This window comes from Bradyrhizobium mercantei (assembly GCF_001982635.1).
GTDB classification, from domain to species: Bacteria; Pseudomonadota; Alphaproteobacteria; order Rhizobiales; family Xanthobacteraceae; genus Bradyrhizobium; species Bradyrhizobium mercantei.
Map to the genome: position 1 here is coordinate 449,951 of NZ_MKFI01000005.1, position 19,183 is coordinate 469,133.

A 19,183-nucleotide genomic window follows, 5' to 3' on the forward strand; every position below is an offset into this window, starting at 1 on the left:
TTAGCCCTCAACCTCTCAACTCTGACTCTCTTCCGGTGATGAGCTTCAAAAGCCGGGGCCGCTAGGCCCCGCGCGAGCTTGCGAGCGGCGAGCATGCGAGCCCGGCGCAGCCGGGCGAACAGCGAGTTTTGGACGTGACTCCAAACCTGTCCGCGGTCTTTCACTCTTAAAAGAATCTAAGTTAGTAAGTTACCATGCATATACATTGCGAAAACCGCGCCGAGTTTGTTCCGATATTTCTCTTTTATATTCAATTGATTGACTAGCTTTTGTCTGACACGAAAGTTCCTCTGGCAGGTCTTGCGGCCGTTGTAGGCGATGGAACTTTCGTGTCAGACAAAGTCGACACCTAAAGGTTGCGCCAGCGATACCAAGCTCCAGCCGGTCGCTCTAGGTTTCCGACGTTTCGGAGCCGGTTGCGCGCCTGATCCTTGCCCATGACTGCGCCGGTCATGCGCCTGTAGGTCGCCGCGATCTCGGTCAGGGAAGCGCGGGGGCCATACCAGTTACGGGCCTCAGTCAGCGCTTCCCGGAAGTTGGCCAGCTCTCGCACGTAAGGCTTTAGTTTGACGAGGCGATGATCGCCGCCGTGGTTCGCGGTTACACGTTCGAGGGCGGCGATCCGCTTGTCGGTGATCTCGCCCGCGCGCTGCTGCCGCTTGCGTGCAACGTCGCATTTGCGGCGTGCGTCGGCTTTGGCCTGCCGCTCTTGCATGTGAATGCGGGCCCTCGCCTCGATGAACAGCCGCCGCCAATAAGCGGCGCGTTCGTTGGCCCGGGCGACCGAGGCTCGGATAAGCTCAGCTCGGAATCGTAGCGCAGCATCCTTACGATCCAGCTGGACAATGACCCCTTCAAGCTCCCGCAGGGTGATCGCAGAAAAATCGTCGTCGGCGACAGCTTTTTCATGCGCGTTCGGCGTCGTCGCGCTATATTCAATTTGCAGTTCGAGCACGTGATTGGTCTCTAGGGTTCGAACGTTGGCCCAAGACACTTCGCGGGGTGGCTTGGACTTCCTACTTAAAACCCCTTCGCTTTGCTCGGCGGAGGGGTTTTCGCTTTTGAACGTCTATTATAGCGCGCAGTCACGAAAGTTGACGCAATTTTATCATGCCTCATCGTCTCGCCGTCAAAGCACCACAGGCTTTATTTGCCGTCGAAGCCCGTTGGCGGTCAGCGGCCGAACGTGGTGCTCGGCGAGCGAGCGCGTGAGCGGATGGGACCGTCGTTAACTAGGTCTGGTCCCCTGAATAGGTGACGGTCGGCTTTGTCCTGCGGGCGAGCCATCCCAACGCCTCTTGGGCTCGTCGGTGCATGGCACCGAACCTAAGCGGCAGGGTCGGAGAAAGATACGGTAAGCAAACAGAGCGCAAAACCGGTGGCGCCAATCGTCCTGACGGACGCCTAACTATTTTTGGTTGGCGAGATCCGAGGTTCTCGTAGACCAGTTTGGCTTCGCTGGAAGTCCGATGCCGATCGGCTTGGAGTCGGCAATTAGCATCCGTCGTTAGTCGGAAGAATATACATTCGTCCTTATAGATCAGCACTTTCTCGAACACTCGCGGGTCGCGCGCCCGACTTCCGTCATAGCTATTGTTCGGTATTCTTGGGGGTGCCGGACCTTGCTCTTTCCATCGAACTTTTTCTGAGCGGATTTCGTGGCGTGAGTCGCCTCTTTCCCGGCAAAACGCGTTTAATTCCTATCAAACGTAGAAATTAAACAGGCATCTGGCCTCTGTTGCTTGTCATTTAGGTCCGCGAATAGGTCAAAACTTGCCAAAACAGCAAGCAGCAGCTTGTTGTTTTCTTGTCATTTTAGCAAGCAAGAGCAAGCACTGCTTGTCATTAGAGCAAGCAAACTCGAGGCTCAGTAGGTGATCGCGGCACTCGTCACCGTGATATTCGTTGCCTGTCGAGATCGAGCCGTCGGCCAGAACGTGACGCCGCTAGAGCTGCTCGCGGCCTCGGCAAAAATCGCCGATCATCGTTGCCGCTCACGCAATGCTCACAAATAGGTTCGAGCGTTGCCTACAGAATTTGATGAGCCGCCCGCAGGTGAGCTTGTGCATATTGTCCGACCTCAACTCTCGGGTTTGGAGGAGCCGGATCGCGCTCACGCCCTACTTGCCGGAGAGTCAACCAAAGGGCCAGGCTAAGTGAAAATTTTGTTCGCGGGCTCAGAAGGGATGGGATTGGATCCCTCAAAGGGTCTCTAGGACTTCGATCACCGACGTCCTAGAGTAGGTGAGGAGCACACGCCAGTGCTAATGGATATTGTAGCCCCAGACGCGACAGATACGCTCAGCGAGGTCCCCCAGGATGGCGTCCTCGGAGGTGCCCGCTTTGTAGCTGTAACTGACGACTTTACCGTGATTGCGTTTCACCGTGCCGGCGATCGTTCGAAAGCCGGTATAGCCCCCGTAGCTGTTCTTGGCGTTGACCCTGAAGCAATATCCCACCTCGTTGCCTTTTGCCGCAGGATCAATGACCAGATCAGACCACCGATATTGCGCCGAGACAGGGTCCTTGAGATCGGCGCCATATGAGTCGCTGATGATTTTCTTCTCACCGTCAGCTAAAGGGCGGGTTTCTGCACGGCAGACTCCTACCGACCCAGCCCCCATGAGCGCGAGCAAGACTGCAGTTCGTAGCACTTCCATTTCTCCTTTGCCTTGGGTTGTAGGCAAGTTCAGCGGCGGCTACCCAAGCCGGGCGACGAGGTCGACCGCGCGCAAATGCGTGTAGCGCTGCAACATCTTGAGTTCGCGATGGCCTGAGATGGCGCTGACCTCAGCGATGTTTAGGCCCTTCTCAAAGAGCCTGGAGATCGCTTCATGACGCAAATCGTGAAAGTGGAAGTCGGACATGCCAGCTCGGACGCGAAGATGTTCAAACGCCAGTCGCACGGCATTGCCGGTCATGGGGAATGCCCGATCCGCCTTTGGATCCTCGGCGCGCAGCTGATGCAGGGTTTCGATAGCGCGACGTGACAGCGGAACGTCGCGGCTGTCACCATTCTTAGTCAGGGGTAAATGCGCCACCCCGCGCTTCAGGTCCACATGTTCCCAGCGTAGGTCGAGTAGTTCGCCTCGTCGCATGCCGGTCTCGATGGCGAGCACGATGAGCGGCTTAAGCAGAGGGGTGCGTCCCCGATCGCAAGCCAATAAGAGTGCATCTTCCTCGCCATCCTTCAGGCGACGAGTGCGGCCTCGAGGGACTGGGGGACGTCGAACGAGCTTCACAGGGTTGCGGGGCAGCCAGAGTCCCCACTCTCGGGTTGCGATCTCAATCGCGTGGCTGATCGTATTCAATTCCCGGACAATAGTTGCCGGAGCGACAGACTTGAGACGCTCGTCGCGATATGTTGCGACGTCCGAGCTGGTAAGCTTGGCGAGCGTTCGATGTCCGATGGCGCAGCGCACAATTGAGTTGATCCGCGCTCTCTCGGACACGGCTCCACGCTTGCCAGGTGTCACCTCGTCGCGGTAACGCGTCAGAAGCTCCTTCAGCGTCGTCTTTTCGGCAGCGCGCGTATCAGCGACCCAGCCTGATCGGTCGGCTTCTGCCTCAAGATCGCGTGCCCAGCGCTCTGCCTCAGTCTTGCTATCGAATGACTTGGCGCGTGGAGGGACGCCTCGGCGACGCACCTGCGCCTGCCATCGTCCCCTGAGTTTTCGAATCGTCGCCATACCAAGCGCTCGGATCACCTTGTTTTCTCGATACAAGGACGCCGGCGACTCGGTGCCAAGGACTATCCCGGAGCGGTGCAGCGAAATCTGGTTGTGCCGCTCGTGTGCCTATTCCGAGCCACAGTTTTTCAATCGCGCCGGAAACCCCTTTAGGATCAAGAGGGACCAAACTGGGCTAGATGGGATCGGACGCGGGCCGCGTTGCCGTGGTGAGGCAACGCTCTAACACCTAAGCGAGATCGCATAAATTTAACAAACCTGGCTCAAAGGCCGAGCAAATTCCTCATCGCGGGTTCGAGATCGTGCCACGAGTCAATGAGTGCCGGCCTAACTCCAAGGTGAAGCAGCGATACCAACTTTATGCGGTTCATGACCGGATCCGCTTGCCGAGTGGTCAACCAGAGGTGAGCAGGATTAATTCGTCTGCCGGACGAGATAAGGTCGCGCTCGGCGTCGAGTTCAAGTTCAGTAGCACTCAACCAGCGTCGGATGTTAGCGTCAGCCATTGAAAGGCCCACAAAGACCATCTTTGTCGACTGCGCGTGATATAAGAATAGCGTTTCCGGCCAAGACGCCATTGTGCCGGCTATTCTTAAATACTCTGCTTCGAGGAATACCAATCGGTCCCTGGTGTCCTTAGGTGCGGTGCCAGAGCCTTCATTCGGCATTATCGTGCCATGACAATGAAATATGCTGGTCGTGCCTTGCGCCCGATGATTGGCAAAGTAAGACGGTCGGCTAACCGTCCTATAGTGATAGTGGGGATGAGAATGGGGCGGCGGCCCGTTATAGTGGTCTCGCCGCAGAAAAAGATAAATGAACGTCTCTAGGAACGTATCGGCGTTGAAGGTAATGATCGCGTTCGGCTTTTGATCAGCATAAGCTGCCTGAATAAGGATGCGCACCAACGCAAGAAGAGACGATGTCTTGTAGGTTGCCTCTAGAAATTCGCAGACCTGGAGGACATGTCGCCTTTCTGCTGTCGTCGGATTATTCAGCACGCGCATTAAGTGGCGTTCAACCGAAAGCCCTGTTGCAGCCTTCCGCACCTCGCGATAAAGCACAGCCTCCAACAAATCATTGAAGTCATCCAACGATCTTCCCGATGTTGTGTATTCATTCGCGGCTGCTTGGATCCAAGCGTCTAGACTCCAGCCAGACGAATTTACGAGTGCTTCAAAAGCTGCGCTGTTGAGACTTGCACCGAAGGCATGATTGACGATCTCTAATGTGAGATCAAACCAGGTTGGGGCAAGGCCGCGTGAAAGACCGGCGCCCAAGCAAAGTGTCCAGCGGCCAGAAGCAATTGTTCCTCGGTATCGCCGATCCAGCGCTTCGACGGCCACTACCCCCTTTGACGTCAATTACGTTTCTCCAAACGATGCCCGGCCACGACGTTCCTGATCTGAGACCAAAACTCGCGTTGCCTCGCGTGTTACTCCGTCCTCGCGTTCCGAAGCGGTCTCTTCAAGTTTCGGCGTTTACTCAGGGAACTATAGACCCGAAAACCCCGCAGAAAGGCTGGCTAATAATGCCGCGCCACTAATTGGAGACGCGCGGAAAGAGGGGCTCCCATTTCTGATGGCTGCTCGTTCGCGAATAAGAGTGCAAGATCGGTAGACTGTTATTAGGGACCGTAGTCGGGAAAACGACCAAGATTCCTAGACCGCCATACCCCAAAGGATCCTTCGGATAAATGTGTGATCCTAGATCGACGCAAAGAGCCTTCGCCCTGGCTTCGTCCTCATCTGAAGACCAGACGGATCGATCCGCAGGAAACGCGAATTGTTCTGCGTCCAATATTTCGCAGCTGCGGAATTCGACATCCAGATCGGTCATTTGAGCAAGACACGTTAGCATTTTTCTTTGAGCGATCTCGGTCGCCACAAGCGTTATAATTCTAACTTTCGTGTTTTTTAGCAGGTGCTCGGTATCTTTAATAAAGCCCTCAATGTTCCGAGCCAGCGAACGGCCCGTCGCTGCTATATCATCGATGACGACTAGCGCAGCCGGAACGCCATGCTCCGCGGAGTGTCGTTCAAACCTTTCTATGAAGTCTGTCCGGGACAGGACGCACTCCGATGCAATGTTGTTCTCTTCGGCATACGTCGAAGCATAGCTAGCACCGCTTTTACCTTCATTATCAATGAAGGTAAGCAAGACATCCCGGCGGCGGGATCCCTTCGTTCGAATGACGAATTCCGGTAGGATTGGACGAACGAAGCCGTGTGCATTCTTCAAGCGCTCCCGCACAAGAGCTTCACTAAATACCTTGGTTCGTTTCAACAACTCGAAGAGTAGGCGCTGATCTCTAAGGCTATCGACTTGCTGATACCAGGTCCGTATGTCATCCGTGCCAATATGCCTACCTCGATAGGTCGGCCAACTGCGAGAAAGCTCGACGACTTCTTCTGACCTAACGTTTGAAGCGTTCTCTCTCATCAATACAAAGTTTGCCAGTTCCTCATTTAGCGAATCTGCAAAGAGTTGACTAATGCCAACGTTGACGAGCCAAAGCCCGAACACCGGAAGGCTGAAGCTGTAAACGCGATCGCGCTCGCGCAGGATTTCTCGCCTGACAAAATCGTTTAAGACAACTGGAATCTCAGCGTCTAGCAAGCTTTCGGAAGTCTTATTAGCTAGAATGTTCTCTATGGTGGTGCTCACACCTAAGCGCATGCATCGTGCCAACGAAACGAGCACGCGCATTCTTCTCAGTATGTCTGGCTCGCGCTCATCGGTCGGCTTCGGGACGCCATCTTGCCAGATGTGTGCAAACGCGTGCGCTCCAAAGGTCGAAACTTCATTTTCAATAGCGCGATTTACCTCGTTTGCAGTGATGTCCGCGTCGCGCTCTGAAACGGCCTGCCGCATTATCTGCGCGCACACGCTCTTGGCAAAATATGGATTGCCGTTTGTGGCATTAAATACCTCAGAGACTGCATCCTCGTGCCAGTGAAGAGTGCCGGAAGTTGGCTGCTTGACGATCAGCTGAAAGTCATTCCACTCGTTGGTTCTGGAAAAATAATTCAAGCTGACTCTTGAGAAGTTGTTCAGCTTCTGCCCTTGCCGATCCATGACAAACGGCATGTTTTCACCGCCAATAAGAACAATGCAAATGTTCTTGCAGCGCGACAGTGCTCGTAAGTTCGCGAAAAAGGTCTCAGCAAGGTTGCCTTGGAGGAAGAGCTCCTGATGTATTTCGTCAAATTCGTCCAGAATAATTACGTAGCGATGCTCGGGTTTGACCTTCAAAGCGAGTGTCGCCAACCGGATTAGATTTGACAGAGATCCTCGGTAGTCGGAGGCGCCAGGAGTAACGTGCTCTGGGATGCTATCGCAAACAAACTGCTCAATACTCTCTCCTAGCGACTGCAACGACATTCCAGGATCGGCGTGGGCTATATTACCCCACAAAATGTAGTGATAGTCGAGGACGAACTGTTGGGCTTTCGCCTTGGCAAAATTGGCGACGGCAAGCGCGAGCGAGGTCTTTCCGACGCGCTTTTGTCCAGTGATATAAAACGGCTCCATTGGTTGTCTGAGGAGTCTAGCCGAGAGCACGGCTACAGTATCTTGTCTTCCCAGAAATTGATCTCCTTCAGCAGGGCCGATGGTGTATGGACTTTCGTAGAGTAAAGATTGCCAGTCGATTGAAGCGTCTTGAGCAATCACTTTGATTTCGAACAGCTCGGACCTTCTTGAGGGGCTTCCTATCTCTCCCCATTCGACGTTAGCCAAAAAGGAAAAGGAATCTGAGGGGGCGATAACCATCGAATCAATGGCAACAGAGAAGTCGCCCGGAAGCACATTTCCTAGCTTTATCAGCCCGCCTTGGACCACAACTGCATCTCCAATTGCGGTAACTGAAACTTGCAGATCGACAGCGAGGCCCGGGCCTGCATTGCGGAACGGGACCGCAACTTGAATTTCACGTTCTGGCTCGTGGAGTGGGTATCGCTTCTGTAACTCTCCTTGAGAGTTCAAGACGCTGATGGTCGTTGCAAATCGCCCCCTTAGTGTAGTGAGAAAACCTGTGATGACCCTTGCGCTGGTAAGCAAGAAGGGCCCAAGGAACTGATGACTTAGAAAGGTAGGGCTCGCATTGAGCTCGAATTGCGCCCTCGTGATTGATTGATTGCACTCATCGATATCAGTTAGTAGGGAGGGCGTAATCTCCGCCACTCGCTTGAGATAGCCGAAAACTGCCTCAATGGTGGCTCTGACTTCCTTGAGAAAAAATGGTGAGGCATACTGTCTTACAATGCTGTGATTGAGTGAACCAACGATTTCCTTGCGCGCGTTGAGCAAGGAGTTCAAATCACCGTAAGGAGCCCTGATGGGAGCTAATATCTCCTCAACGCGGCTGTGAAGTGCTGAGAGCGAGAGATATTTATCGATGTTCTGCTGATGCTTTTCGATTCTTAGAAAATCTAAGACATCGGGCAATGAATTTCCGCAAAGCGTGACGACTGACCGCACTATCTGATTTGTCGAATTAGCGTCGGGTATCAGTCCCTGCACTGCTAAACAGCGGAGAACCAAAGCCGCTTCCCGGCGATGAGGAGTGGCGTTCTTAGTTAGCTCAGCGAGTGCTTCGCCAATTGTTGAGCCAGATTCCAGGGCCGCGGACTGCAGCAACATTTTTCGGAGTGTCGCTCGTGCAGCGTCGATATCATCATTGTGAACTTGCTCTTCCAATAACGAAATGTCATCAGCTGGCGCGTCCAGCGTTATCTCGCTCATATCAGATTGTTTCCTCGGGCGATTCGTCTAGCTCTTAATGTTAGCTTTAAGCCGGGAGCAACGTCTAGTTGCGGGGAAGCCATCTGTAGCTACTACAATTGGCTATGATCCTTTTTGCCGATGCGGCACTAGACCATTCGAGTTTGGTCAGGACACCGGCCACGGCCGAAGTAGATCAGAGAGTTCCAGCTGCGCCGGTGACGAACCGTCAACCTCTAGATTCTCTACCTTCAGATCGTTGAAATTGCGGGTGATTTGCTCTGCCAGGCTGCGGTCCACTTCAAGGAATTGAAGCTGAGGAGTGGGCGTGCCGGTGCTTGGTTCTTATACGGGCACGCCCGATTCCCCCCCCCAATGCGCTGGTGTATCGGCTTTTGGCCGGCGAAAGCTCGCCAGCCTGATGGGCTCCAGACGGGTTCGCCGCCATCCCCACCGCCACAATTGCTCCGCCTCAACGTGCGGCTTCTCCTGTGGTCCCCGCGCTTTTGGGGCCGGGTCCCCATCTCCAGCCGAGCTAGTCCGCCGGAAGCGTTGACGTCATCTGCACAATGTTCCGAAACTCGCTCAAGAATTCCGGCTGACGCTCTTCAAGGTATCTGGCCACTTTAGGGTTGCCGACGAGCTTTGCCAGGTATCCTTTGACGACCGTCAAGTGGAGATGGTCTTCACCATACGTTTCTTGGATAGATGTGATGGATTGCTGCAGTCGCGACAGCTCTCCTTCCATTCGCGCCAGTGCCTCCGCGGTCATCCCCTTCATTCGCTTTGGTGTCGTAGAGTCAGCGAGCTGCGCTTGTGGGGTTCCGGCGAGGATCGCGGTTGCGTAGCTGACTGAGTAGTTGTTCGCATTTATAAGAAGTTCCGCGGCCTCGATTTGGCGTATCGGATTCATTTTTCGTAGAACATCAAAGACAGCTAATGGACAGATCTTATCCTTCAGCAAGCCGACCGCTTCTTCGCAGATCCCGTCAATCAACGTAGCTTTGCGCACTAGGCTACGGACATTTATGCAGAGGGCTTTTGCGATCGCTTCCTTCGAAACATTTCGTTCGATAGCTTTCGCTATCATCCGCTGCTCTTGAATCGGAGATAGCCGACTTATGCGCTTGTTGTAGGTGAATGCCTCGTCGTCAGTTGAGAGCAAGCATTCGACATCCATGTGCCCCAATTCCTTGAGCGCCTCTACCCTGAGGTGACCGTCCAGTAGCAGGTAGGAGCCGGCCTGACGGTCTCGACAAACAACAGGAGGTTCGACGAGTCCTATCTCCGCAATGGAAGAAGCTATCTGTCGATACTTGCTGCTCGCCTTTACGGTCTTGCCAATAGCTCGCACCGGAAGGATTGCATCGATTGCGATAATCAAAGTGTCGGCGCTGAAAGCCTGAATGACTTCTCCCAACGCGACCGGCTCCACGATCCGATTCATTGGGCCGCTCTCGTCGTGAGTTGTTGCTCCAGAAATGCTGGCATCAAGCCCAGCTCTTCGGTTTGAAGCAGGCGAGCAAATTCCGTGTCTCGTCGAAGCGATCGGATAGCCTCAACTACAAACAAAAGTCTGTTTTGAGTGACTTCAGCCTTCTTGATTAGAAGGCGCTGGTGATCAACCTCCTTTCGATAGGCCCTGATCATAGATTCGCTCGTCAGGGGTCTCTTTGGAGCATCTCGTCGTCCATAGGTCGTGCCGTGAAGATGCTTGCCACGACGCCTGCGTTGATCAATCAAGCGACGAACGGCAACTAGCGTCTTTCCTCTTAGTTTCTTCTCTGTGTATGCTTGGGTAAGGGCGCGCTGAACTTCGTCGTCGTCGGACTTGGCGATTTCTATCGCCATGTTCAATGGGATAATTCCGACCTCAACGGCGTTTACCAAACGTTCCTCACCTTTATTGAGCAGAGTGCTGATCATCCGAACATAGTCGAGAGTGACTCCGATCTTTGCTGCGATCACTCGGTCGTCGTATCCCCGCTTTCGCAGCGTCCCGATGTCTTCCAGAAGATCAATTGCGCGGTGATGCTTGCGAGCGCAGTTTTCTACCAGACTCATAACGAGACAGTGGCTCTCGTCCGCATTGATGATCAGTGCGGGAATCTCCAATTGTCCCAGCTGAACGAACGCCTCGACGCGGCCCTGGCCGCAAACAAGGTCGTATTCGAAGGAATCTGCCTCACTGGTGCGAGGACTGACAGTAATGGGACGCTTGAGCCCAACTTGTGCAATACTCCGCACGATTTCGGCAAAATTCCTTTGATTTCTGACTCGTGGATTTAAGATTCGGATCGCGTCTATTCGAATGGTCCTAAGGTGCCTTTGTTCAAGGGGCGCTCGATTCACTGCGTTCATGCTGCCTCTCCGAAAGAGCATTGCGAAGCCAGGGAATAGAGAAGGTCCAAAGACCCGCATCGGTAAGCGTCTAAAGAAAGATGATTGTGCTCTTGTAGCTTCAGACGGGGAGCGCTCATGTCGATGCTGGGAAAAATGTAATAGTCGAGTGGACCCAAGTTCGACGCGTCTAACCGCACGGCAACTGTTATGTCCGGTAGTAGGCCGGTATCTAATCGAATTTGCCAACGCAAGGAGCCGGTGCTCGTTGCAAATGCACGAGCAATGACAACCGCCACCGTGAACGCGCGATTGATTGTCATCAGCTGGCTAACTTCGTTTCGTGCTACTTCGCCGCCAGCGTCTTTAAATCCAGCGATGATATCGCTCATAACTCGCGGATGGGCTTCACGAATGTGCCGATTGATCTCGATATACCGATAGTCGCGCTCAGGAATATAACCGATCAAGTTGTAGGCGCGAATCAGACTCCCAAAGCGATGTCGATAGGCGCTCGACGATGGCATATCGGTTCGCTCGTCGATCACCACGCCGGATAAAAACCCCTCTTCCTTTAGAATAACTTGCAACATAGTTAGAAGTTGTTCGTCGGAGAAATGATTACTGCGGGCGTCGATTATGGATTGAGCTCTTTCAAAGAGAGCTCGCGAAATGACTGACGGATAGACTCCGTCTGCGCGGACCCAAGTCTCGCGACCGTTTACCACTCGCCGTTGTTTGAGCTTGAAGGAGACGCGGTTGAAGATGTTGTTTCCGATGTATTTCTCGTTTGTCAGGATCTGATGCACCGAAGCGCGGCTCCAAGGCCTAGCTAGATCCGTAATGATTCCGTCATCATTTAGGCGCGATGCAATTTCTTGTTCGGAGAGTCCGTTGTCGACGAACATGGAATATATTCGTCGAACTTGATCGAGTTCCTGCTGCGGTCCCAGGGTAAGGACGACGCGGTCGGTCTGGAGACTCTTTCGGTCGCCGCGGTGAAGTTCTCCTTTTGGAACGCGGTTCTCATCGACGAGCTGCCGGCGTAGGCCGTATCCGGCGGGGCCGCCCTGCCTGAAACCGAGTTCCACCAAGCGGCACTGGCCGGCGAAGACCTTGACGGAAAGCTCGCGGCTGTATTCTCCCGCCATTACGCGCTTTACGTTCTTCAGTAGAATGGACCCAATGCTCCCATCATTATCGAACTGCTCTCCACAATAGTGCACTCGAATGCCGGCTCGTGAGCAAAGGTGTTCGTAGTAAGCACCTTCGTCGGCGTCTTGGAAGCGCCCCCAACGACTTACGTCGTAAACGAGAATTGCCTCGAAATTCGAAGTCCGAGACTGCACATCTCTCATCAGCCGCTGTAGCCCGTCGCGGCCTTCGACCTTCAATCCACTGCGACCAGAGTCTTCGTAAATCTGACAGATTTTGAGGCCACGCTGCTCTGCGTAGTGTCGAATTACTTCCAGTTGATTTTCTGTGGAGTATTTCTGATGGTCCGTGGACATTCTTACGTAGGCTGCGGCACGCGCGAGCCTATCAGTGGAGTCCATACCCGGAGCTGGGCGACTGATTCGCCTAATCAATTGCGGACGCCTTGTTGAGAAATTGGCGATTGATGGTTGCTTCAAACCGTGCTCCCAGGGGCGCCATCTTAAAGAGCGAAACGGCTGAATGTCGTTTCCAAATCTGGGCAAGTTCTTTCCGCGTCGGCGAAAAGGCGTGCGAGTCTTGGAAAGTCGAGAGAACCGATTTGCAATGGAAATAGCCGCTGCTCTCCAACGAGCATCGGTCGAAAGCGGCCTGCAAATTAAGACAGTTGCTGGATGGACGGGCGCCAACGAGAGGACAGTGAAAAACTGGTTTTCAGGTCAATACGGTCCGAGTGGCGAACATTTGCTCGTCCTAGCTGGTCATAGTCACGAGGTGCTCAAGACAATGCTTGGAATGATGGAGCGCCAAGACTTGCTTGTAGCGTTAGAGTTCGTGGAGATCGAAGATCGTATCGCTAGACTCATGATGCTAATGCAAGAGTTGAGAGATAAGGGTCGGGAGGCCTCATGAAACGTTCGCTCGTGGCGAAACGTCGCTTATCAGCTTGCTAATGGCTTCCTTCCACGCAGGGGCTATTTTAGTTAGAGAGGGCAGACGCAATGCTCGTCCGTCCGGCCCTCGGACGTCGATCTGTCCGCTTTCGTATCGCTTGATTGATCCATTAGTCAGTTGAGCAACTGTTTTCAGATATCGCTCGCCCGCCGATTGATTTCCTGCCATGCGAGCATCCGTTACGGACTTGAGAAGCCAGATGCTACCGGTTGGTTCGATTGTTCCGGCAGAGAGTGTTAGGCCATCTTCAGTTTGCCATCGTAAGAAGAGGGACTTTCCATACTTCGGCTCGACGCCCAATGGCTTTAGAGAGCCGACAAACTCCTTCAGCCTTTCCGTCTGACCTGGCAAGCGCTGCTCTAGTTGAGTATAGAATTCGAGTTCCGAGCCTTCAGAAGTCAGGGCGATAGCAAGCGAATCGTTCGCTGTCGAAAGCTCGGTGACTGCTGCGTCTACCTTAGCTGAAGTGGCGGCCAGCTTTTCAGCTGAAACGCCAGTAGCAACCTCTGATCTTAGCTCTAAGAGTTGTTTCTCGAGTTCGTTGCGAGCTCGATGAACGTCTCCCTCGCGAGCAGTAGCAAAATTGAAGCGCGACTCCAGAAGTTCTATATGTGATTTAAGATTCTCTATCGTGCCATTGAGGCCTTCGACTCGAGCGCCAGCAAGCTTGTTTCCGATCCACCATCCGACCATCAGCGCCAAAGCAACTAAGGGCATCAGAACGTAGGGTGCGCTCGCAATCACCTCCCAGTGATGCTTCCACGTCTCCGCACTAAGTGGGTCCATGAGTATACTCTTCTTCGATTATGGTAACGCTGTGGCGTGCAGTGGTGTTGCTGAGCCGCTTTGGCCCCACTAAGCCAAACAAGGGATCGTTTCTCGTAGTCTGGCCTGGCGAGAAGCGCATTGCTCACGCGGCCGACTTAAAGCGCTCGAAACGCACAGCCAATCGATCTCTGTCGGGATGGTCCCTTGTCCGGCCGGGCAAACGAATGTTCCGACCGTTTAACTGTTTGAGGGCTTCCAACATCGGACCATCGGTTTGGCCGAGTAGTCGACTTGACACGTGCATGCGGAAGTCAGGATCAATTCCGATTAGATGTGCGTCGAAAGCTGCGTGATGGATTTTCGAAAGTGGGATGCCGTTCGTGACCACCGGCTGACCGAGGTGGTCGTCTCTATCGGCAATGATGTGCGTAGCGTCGAGAAGCAATGGTTCGGGAAGCCCAGAAAATGCACAGCGCCCGTCGTAAGCGGCAATCACCGCCTCTCTGAAAGTTGCTTGATGCAGCCGTTGTTTGACTGTGCGCAGCGCGTATCGTCGTTCAGCGTTGTCCGTTGGGGGAGCCAGAGTTTCTGGATTAGCTCCGAACGTCACTTGGGTCTTTAGAGCGTGGCCGTCCCAGCCCGAAATGAAGGTCGGTAAGAGGGCTTGGTAGCGGCCCGGTGCTATTCCAAGAAAATAGATGATCGGTATTTGGCTTTCGTAAGCTTCCTTCAACCATCGATTATCCGCCGCATCCGGGTTCTTGCCCATAAAGGCATAGTCCACAGTCTCGTCACCATCGAATATCTGACGGTGAACTTCCCTTTGGTCATCATACCAGACCTTGGCGCCCGGCTTCGGGAAGACCGTCTTAATCGACAGCAAGAACCGCATCTGTTGTGGCTTGAAAATACCTCGTTGGGGATTGATTAGTGGGATGCGTTCTCCCCGAAAGAGAAATCCGGGCTTCAATTCCGCTGCCGTCAGGTGGTCGTGAATTTCATTCAGCCTTCGGACGCGCTCGAAGGCAGCCACTCGCATGAGTGTGTCAAGATTTGGCGTGTCCATCCGGTCGTTTCGCGGGCAATGCGGGCAATTTGAAGTTTTAACCCTGGCACAGCTCGCGCAAGATTCGAAGTGCTACCTTCTATCGAGCTAGATCCGCAGATGGTCTTGGACGGTCAGGCGATCGCCAAACGTGGCCCGGGTGTGCCTGGGACGTGGAAATGACGCTCCGGGCGTCAGAGAACCTGCAGTTTTCGAGGGATCTGCTTTGTCACCAGTCCAGCTTCGGAGGGCAACGCTCTATCCAGCTGAGCTACGGGTGCGTGCAGGGTTCATTTAGCTGATTGCCTCCGGGTCGGCAACGGCGTTGTCCGGGTGGTTTTGGGCTGTAAGCTGCCTCTGCCAATATGACAGGCCAGCTAAAAAAGGGCCGTCTTTCGAGGGAGTTTGCCCATGCGTCCGCTGGAATTCGGCTGGTATCTGCCCACGCATGGCGACACCACGGCCTATGGGCTGATGGAGGCGCAAGTCGCGGGGTCGCCGGAACTCTGCGAGCGCGTGGTCGCGGCCGCCGAGGATGCGGGATTTGAATATCTCCTGATCCCGGTCGGATCGGTGTGCTGGGAGGCCTGGATCACGGGCGCCTTCATGGCGGCGCGCTCGGCGCGGATCAAGCCGCTGATTGCAGCAAGGCCCGGCTATATCAATCCGGTGCTGATGGCGAAGATGATCTCGACCTTCGACCAGATGTCGGGCGGGCGGATCTGCATCAATCTGATCGCCGGCCAGAACGAGAGCGAGGTCGAGGCCGAAGGCGTCCGCTATGCGAAGGAAGAGCGTTACGCGCTGATGGAGGAGGAGGTCGCGATCCTCAAGGCGCTGTGGACGACGCGCGGCCCGGTGACCTTCCAGGGCAAGTTTCACACGATCACGGGCGCGCATATCCGGCCGCGTCCGCTGCAGCAGCCGTTTCCGAAATTCTATCTCGGCGGCGGCTCGCGGCAGGCCTGGGAGGTGTCGGCGAAGCATTCCGACGTCCATCTGTTCTGGGGCGATCTGCCCGCGCGCATCGCGGACAATATCGCCGAGATCAGGCGAATGGCGCGCGCGCACGACCGCGAGGATACGATCGGCTTCGGCATGCGGCTCCAGGTGATCTGCCGCGAGAACGAGGCCGATGCCTGGGAGGCCGCCGACCAATTGGTGCGCCACGCCACCGAGCGGCAGAAGCAGGAAATGAAGACGCTCTATGTCAGGTCCGAAGCCAACCAGCGCGTGCAGCAGCTCGCGCGCGATTATGGCGACCTGCTGATGCCGCATCTGTGGACCGGGATCACCAAGGTGCGGCCCGGTGCCGGCATCGCGATTGTCGGCAATCCCGAACAATGCGCCGCGACCTTGCAGCAGTTCATCGACGCCGGCTGCCATTCCTTCTGCCTCTCCGGCTATCTGCATGACGAGGAGGCCGAGCGGTTCGGCCGCCTGATCCGCCCGATCCTTGCCGCGAACAATCGCGGGCGGCTTGCCGCCTGAGGCGCGACATGAATGACCTTTCCGATAATTCACGCGTCAAACGACGCGCGCTGCGCCATGATCCGGCCTGCTCGCCCGACGGCATCCACGGAGACTGAATCATGCATCACCGCCCCTGGCTTGCGGCATTCGTGCTGCTTGCCATAACAGCCGCGCACGCGCCGGTCGCATCGGCAACGCCGGCGCAGACCGAGCGCGACATGAAGCCGGTGAAGGAGATCGCCAGCGCGCGGATCGCCGTCGGCAGCGCGACGTTTCCGCTTTATCTCTCCGCCGACTGGTCCAATCCGCTGCCCGACATCACACGCGCGGTGCTGGTGCTGCACGGGGTGCTGCGCAATGCCGACGACTATTTCCGCGCCGCGCTGAGCGCGCAGGCCGCGGCCGGCGATGTCGGCAAGGCGACACTGATGATCGCGCCGCAATTCCTGATCGCATCAGACGTTGAGGCGTTCAAGCTGCCTCCGGAGACGCTGCGCTGGAGCCTTTATGGCTGGCAGGGTGGCGAGCCTGCGATCGCGCCGAACCCGGCGAGCTCATTCGATGCGCTCGACGCCATCCTGGCAAAACTCGGTGACCGCAGGCTGTTCCCGAACCTGAAGCAGGTCGTCGTGTTCGGCCATTCCGGCGGCGGCCAGGTGGTGCAGCGCTATGCGATCGCGGTGAAGGGCGATCAGGTGCTGCTGCGCGAAGGCATCGGTCTGCGCTATGTGGTCGCCAATCCCTCCTCCTATGCCTATTTCACCAGGGAGCGGCCGGAGCCCGCGATCGCGGCGAACTGCCATGGTTACAACAAATGGAAGTTCGGCATGGACGACCGCCCGCCCTATCTCGCCGAGCCGACGGCGGCCGCGCTGGAGCAGGCCTATGTCGCGCGCCGCGTGATCTATCTGCTCGGCACGCTCGACACCAACCCCGATCATCCCGCGCTCGATAAATCCTGCATGGCCGAGGCCGAAGGGCCGTATCGCTACGCGCGCGGGCATACCTACTTCGCCGCGATGCAGTCCCGCGACGGCGGCACGCCGAACCACAGTGTATGGGACGTGCCCGGTGTCGGCCATGAGGGCGGCAAGATGCTCAACTCGCCCTGCGGCCTGACCGCGGTGTTCGACATACCCGGCTGCGAGGCCGCGCGCTGAGCATGATCCGGAAAAGCGGAGACTGGTTTTCCGGGAAGATCATGCGCAAACAATGAGATGCGATCATGATGCGATACTTCGCATCGTGATCGCAGCGCACACGGGAATATGTGCAGCGGTTCGCTGGCAGGCCGCATCGAGATCGCCTATGATCCAGCTGCGAATGGAGCATCACAACCGACAGCTTGATGGAGACCATCATGAGAGCATATTTGCTCGCGGTTCTGACGGCAGGCGCATTCCTCGGCTCGATTCCGGCCAACGCCGCAGAAGGATGTGGCACCGGTTGCCACAGGACGGCGAACGGCGCCTGCGTGATTGACGGATGGGGCAGCCCACGGGTCAGGAACGAGTGCCCGGCGACCTCGCGCCCGCGGCCGCCATGCGGCGGCGGCGGGTTTGTCTGGCGGCGCGACCTCCAGGCCTGCTCGCAGGCGACGAAGGATTGGCTCTAGAGCACGATCCGGAAAACTGCGCAGCGGCTTTCCCGCGTGACGAGCGCGGGACGCGTTTGCGCGGAGTTCATCCTCAGAAAACCTAAGCGTGGTGACAGCTTAGCCAAATGTCACCGCGCTCGAGCTGACGATAAGCGGCCGCCGCGTCACGCCGGCACGATCACCTTGCCGATCGGCCACAGCGCGATGCCGGCAAGCTTGAGATGCGCCCAGGCGAAGGGGATGCCGATGATGGTCACGGCCAGCAGGACGGCGGTGATCAGATGGCCGATCGCGAGCCACCAGCCGGCCAGGATGAACCAGATCAGATTGCCGATCACGCCGAGCGGTCCGGTTCCGATATCGGAGTAGCCGGTGACTTCATCGCGGCGGACCGCACGCGAGCCGAACGGCAGCAGCGTGTAGACGGCGATGTTGAAGGCGGCGCGCGCCCAGGGCAGCCCGATAATGGTGATGGCCATGATGACAGCGGCGATCAGCCAGCCGAACGCCATCCACGCGCCGCCGATCAGGATCCAGAGGATATTCAGGAGGATAGACACAGGCTGCATGGCCGACACCTTCGCACCGCGTGAGACCGCCTCAATATAGGCCGGCAGCCGGCGCCGCGGTAGGGTGCGGCGCGGCGGCGATATTCACGTCCGGCGGACGCTTGTCGCAGAGGCAGCCGCATCGCAAAGGGAGAATGACAATGAGAAGAAGACTTGGGGCAAATATTCTCGGGGCAAACGTTCTTGGTGCGGCAGTTCTGGCGGCGCTGGCGTTGTCCGTGCAGGCTGCTGCGCGAGCCGAGGACGCCGTTCGCTTCGCACCGCTCAAGGCCGAGGAACTCTCGCCGGCGCAGAAGGCCTGGGCCGACATGATCAGCGCGCCGCCGCGCAATGCGAAATTCACCGCGCCGCCCTACCGCGCCTATATCCGCAATCCCGATCTGGCGCCGAAGCTGTCGAATCTGTCGGAGTATCTGCGCTGGAATACCTCGTTGCCGGCGCGGCTCAGCGAAATGGCGATCCTGATCACGGCGCGGCACTGGACCGCGCAGTATGAATGGTCGGCGCACTATCCGCTGGCGATCAAGGGCGGGCTCGATCCAAAGGTCGCGGACGCCATCGCCAAGGGCACGCGACCGGAAGCCATGAAGGATGACGAGGCTGCGCTCTACGATCTCGGCATCGCGCTCTATCGCGACAAGAAGGTCGGTGACTCCGTCTACAAGACCGCGCTGGAGAGATTCGGCGAGCGCGGCATGATGGATATCATCAGCATCATGGGCTACTACGACCTGGTCTCGATGACGCTGATCACGATGCAGGCAGGCGCCGCCAATAACGGCGTGACGCCGTTGCCGGTGCTGGAGAAGTAGGGCGCTTGCCGCGGTTGTCCTGCGAGTGGGGTTTGCTCGGTCGATCCGATAACTCG

At 56.2% G+C, this 19,183-nt stretch carries 16 protein-coding genes; 5 read left to right on the forward strand and 11 right to left on the reverse strand.

The window, feature by feature from the left end; all coding sequences use genetic code 11:
- Positions 1 to 349: 349 nt before the first annotated feature.
- The 8 genes from BI327_RS24785 to BI327_RS24820 form a co-directional block, all read right to left on the reverse strand.
- Positions 350 to 955 carry a hypothetical protein gene (locus BI327_RS24785; RefSeq protein WP_076863837.1) on the reverse strand — a complete coding sequence of 202 codons (606 nt, stop codon included), beginning with the start codon at positions 953 to 955 and terminating at the stop codon, positions 350 to 352.
- Positions 956 to 2,264: 1,309 nt separating this feature from the next.
- Positions 2,265 to 2,636 carry a hypothetical protein gene (locus BI327_RS24790; RefSeq protein ID WP_143271686.1) on the reverse strand — a complete coding sequence of 124 codons (372 nt, stop codon included), beginning with the start codon at positions 2,634 to 2,636 and terminating at the stop codon, positions 2,265 to 2,267.
- 63 nt (positions 2,637 to 2,699) lie between these two features.
- Positions 2,700 to 3,689, reverse strand: a complete 990-nt coding sequence (locus tag BI327_RS24795; RefSeq protein ID WP_076863841.1) for a tyrosine-type recombinase/integrase — start codon at positions 3,687 to 3,689, stop codon at positions 2,700 to 2,702.
- Between the two features lie 263 nt (positions 3,690 to 3,952).
- Positions 3,953 to 5,053 carry an SIR2 family protein gene (locus BI327_RS24800; protein ID WP_143271687.1) on the reverse strand — a complete coding sequence of 367 codons (1,101 nt, stop codon included), beginning with the start codon at positions 5,051 to 5,053 and terminating at the stop codon, positions 3,953 to 3,955.
- A gap of 178 nt (positions 5,054 to 5,231) precedes the next feature.
- Entirely contained in the window at positions 5,232 to 8,435 is a 3,204-nt protein-coding gene (locus BI327_RS24805) for a phosphoribosyltransferase-like protein (RefSeq protein WP_143271688.1), read from the reverse strand.
- Positions 8,436 to 8,949: 514 nt separating this feature from the next.
- Positions 8,950 to 9,861: a plasmid partitioning protein RepB C-terminal domain-containing protein gene (locus BI327_RS24810; RefSeq protein WP_076863847.1), complete on the reverse strand. Its 912-nt coding sequence runs from the start codon at positions 9,859 to 9,861 to the stop codon at positions 8,950 to 8,952.
- Entirely contained in the window at positions 9,858 to 10,775 is a 918-nt protein-coding gene (locus BI327_RS24815; RefSeq protein ID WP_076863849.1) for a plasmid partitioning protein RepB C-terminal domain-containing protein, read from the reverse strand. Before BI327_RS24815 ends, BI327_RS24810 begins: the two co-directional genes overlap by 4 nt.
- Entirely contained in the window at positions 10,772 to 12,310 is a 1,539-nt protein-coding gene (locus tag BI327_RS24820; RefSeq protein WP_076863851.1) for a recombinase family protein, read from the reverse strand. Before BI327_RS24820 ends, BI327_RS24815 begins: the two co-directional genes overlap by 4 nt.
- Positions 12,311 to 12,431: 121 nt before the next feature.
- On the opposite strand from BI327_RS24820, the gene BI327_RS24825 reads away from it, so the two are divergent.
- The gene (locus BI327_RS24825) at positions 12,432 to 12,821 is read left to right on the forward strand and encodes a hypothetical protein (protein WP_076863853.1); all 390 of its coding nucleotides are present in this window, start codon (positions 12,432 to 12,434) and stop codon (positions 12,819 to 12,821) included.
- On the opposite strand, the gene BI327_RS41850 is transcribed toward BI327_RS24825, so the two are convergent.
- Positions 12,816 to 13,649 carry a hypothetical protein gene (locus BI327_RS41850; protein WP_143271689.1) on the reverse strand — a complete coding sequence of 278 codons (834 nt, stop codon included), beginning with the start codon at positions 13,647 to 13,649 and terminating at the stop codon, positions 12,816 to 12,818. The two genes, BI327_RS24825 and BI327_RS41850, sit on opposite strands and share 6 nt — an antisense overlap.
- A 124-nt stretch (positions 13,650 to 13,773) precedes the next feature.
- Positions 13,774 to 14,697, reverse strand: a complete 924-nt coding sequence (locus BI327_RS24830) for an HNH endonuclease (protein ID WP_076863855.1) — start codon at positions 14,695 to 14,697, stop codon at positions 13,774 to 13,776.
- A 390-nt stretch (positions 14,698 to 15,087) separates the two neighbouring features.
- Between BI327_RS24830 and BI327_RS24835 the strand changes: the two genes are divergently transcribed.
- The 3 genes from BI327_RS24835 (at position 15,088) to BI327_RS24845 (ending at position 17,764) form a co-directional block, all read left to right on the forward strand.
- Positions 15,088 to 16,167 carry an LLM class flavin-dependent oxidoreductase gene (locus BI327_RS24835; protein ID WP_076863857.1) on the forward strand — a complete coding sequence of 360 codons (1,080 nt, stop codon included), beginning with the start codon at positions 15,088 to 15,090 and terminating at the stop codon, positions 16,165 to 16,167.
- A gap of 101 nt (positions 16,168 to 16,268) precedes the next feature.
- A complete protein-coding gene (locus BI327_RS24840; protein ID WP_076863859.1) occupies positions 16,269 to 17,309 on the forward strand; it encodes an alpha/beta fold hydrolase in 1,041 nt (346 codons plus the stop codon).
- 200 nt (positions 17,310 to 17,509) lie between these two features.
- On the forward strand, positions 17,510 to 17,764 hold the full coding sequence (locus BI327_RS24845) for a GCG_CRPN prefix-to-repeats domain-containing protein (protein ID WP_245334922.1): 255 nt from the start codon (positions 17,510 to 17,512) through the stop codon (positions 17,762 to 17,764).
- A 146-nt stretch (positions 17,765 to 17,910) separates the two neighbouring features.
- Here BI327_RS24845 and BI327_RS24850 read toward each other — a convergent pair whose 3' ends face one another.
- Positions 17,911 to 18,315 (reverse strand): YccF domain-containing protein, encoded by a 405-nt coding sequence (locus BI327_RS24850; RefSeq protein ID WP_076863862.1) that lies wholly within the window; start codon positions 18,313 to 18,315, stop codon positions 17,911 to 17,913.
- 140 nt (positions 18,316 to 18,455) lie between these two features.
- On the opposite strand from BI327_RS24850, the gene BI327_RS24855 reads away from it, so the two are divergent.
- Positions 18,456 to 19,127 (forward strand): carboxymuconolactone decarboxylase family protein, encoded by a 672-nt coding sequence (locus BI327_RS24855; RefSeq protein ID WP_076863864.1) that lies wholly within the window; start codon positions 18,456 to 18,458, stop codon positions 19,125 to 19,127.
- Positions 19,128 to 19,183 lie beyond the last annotated feature (56 nt).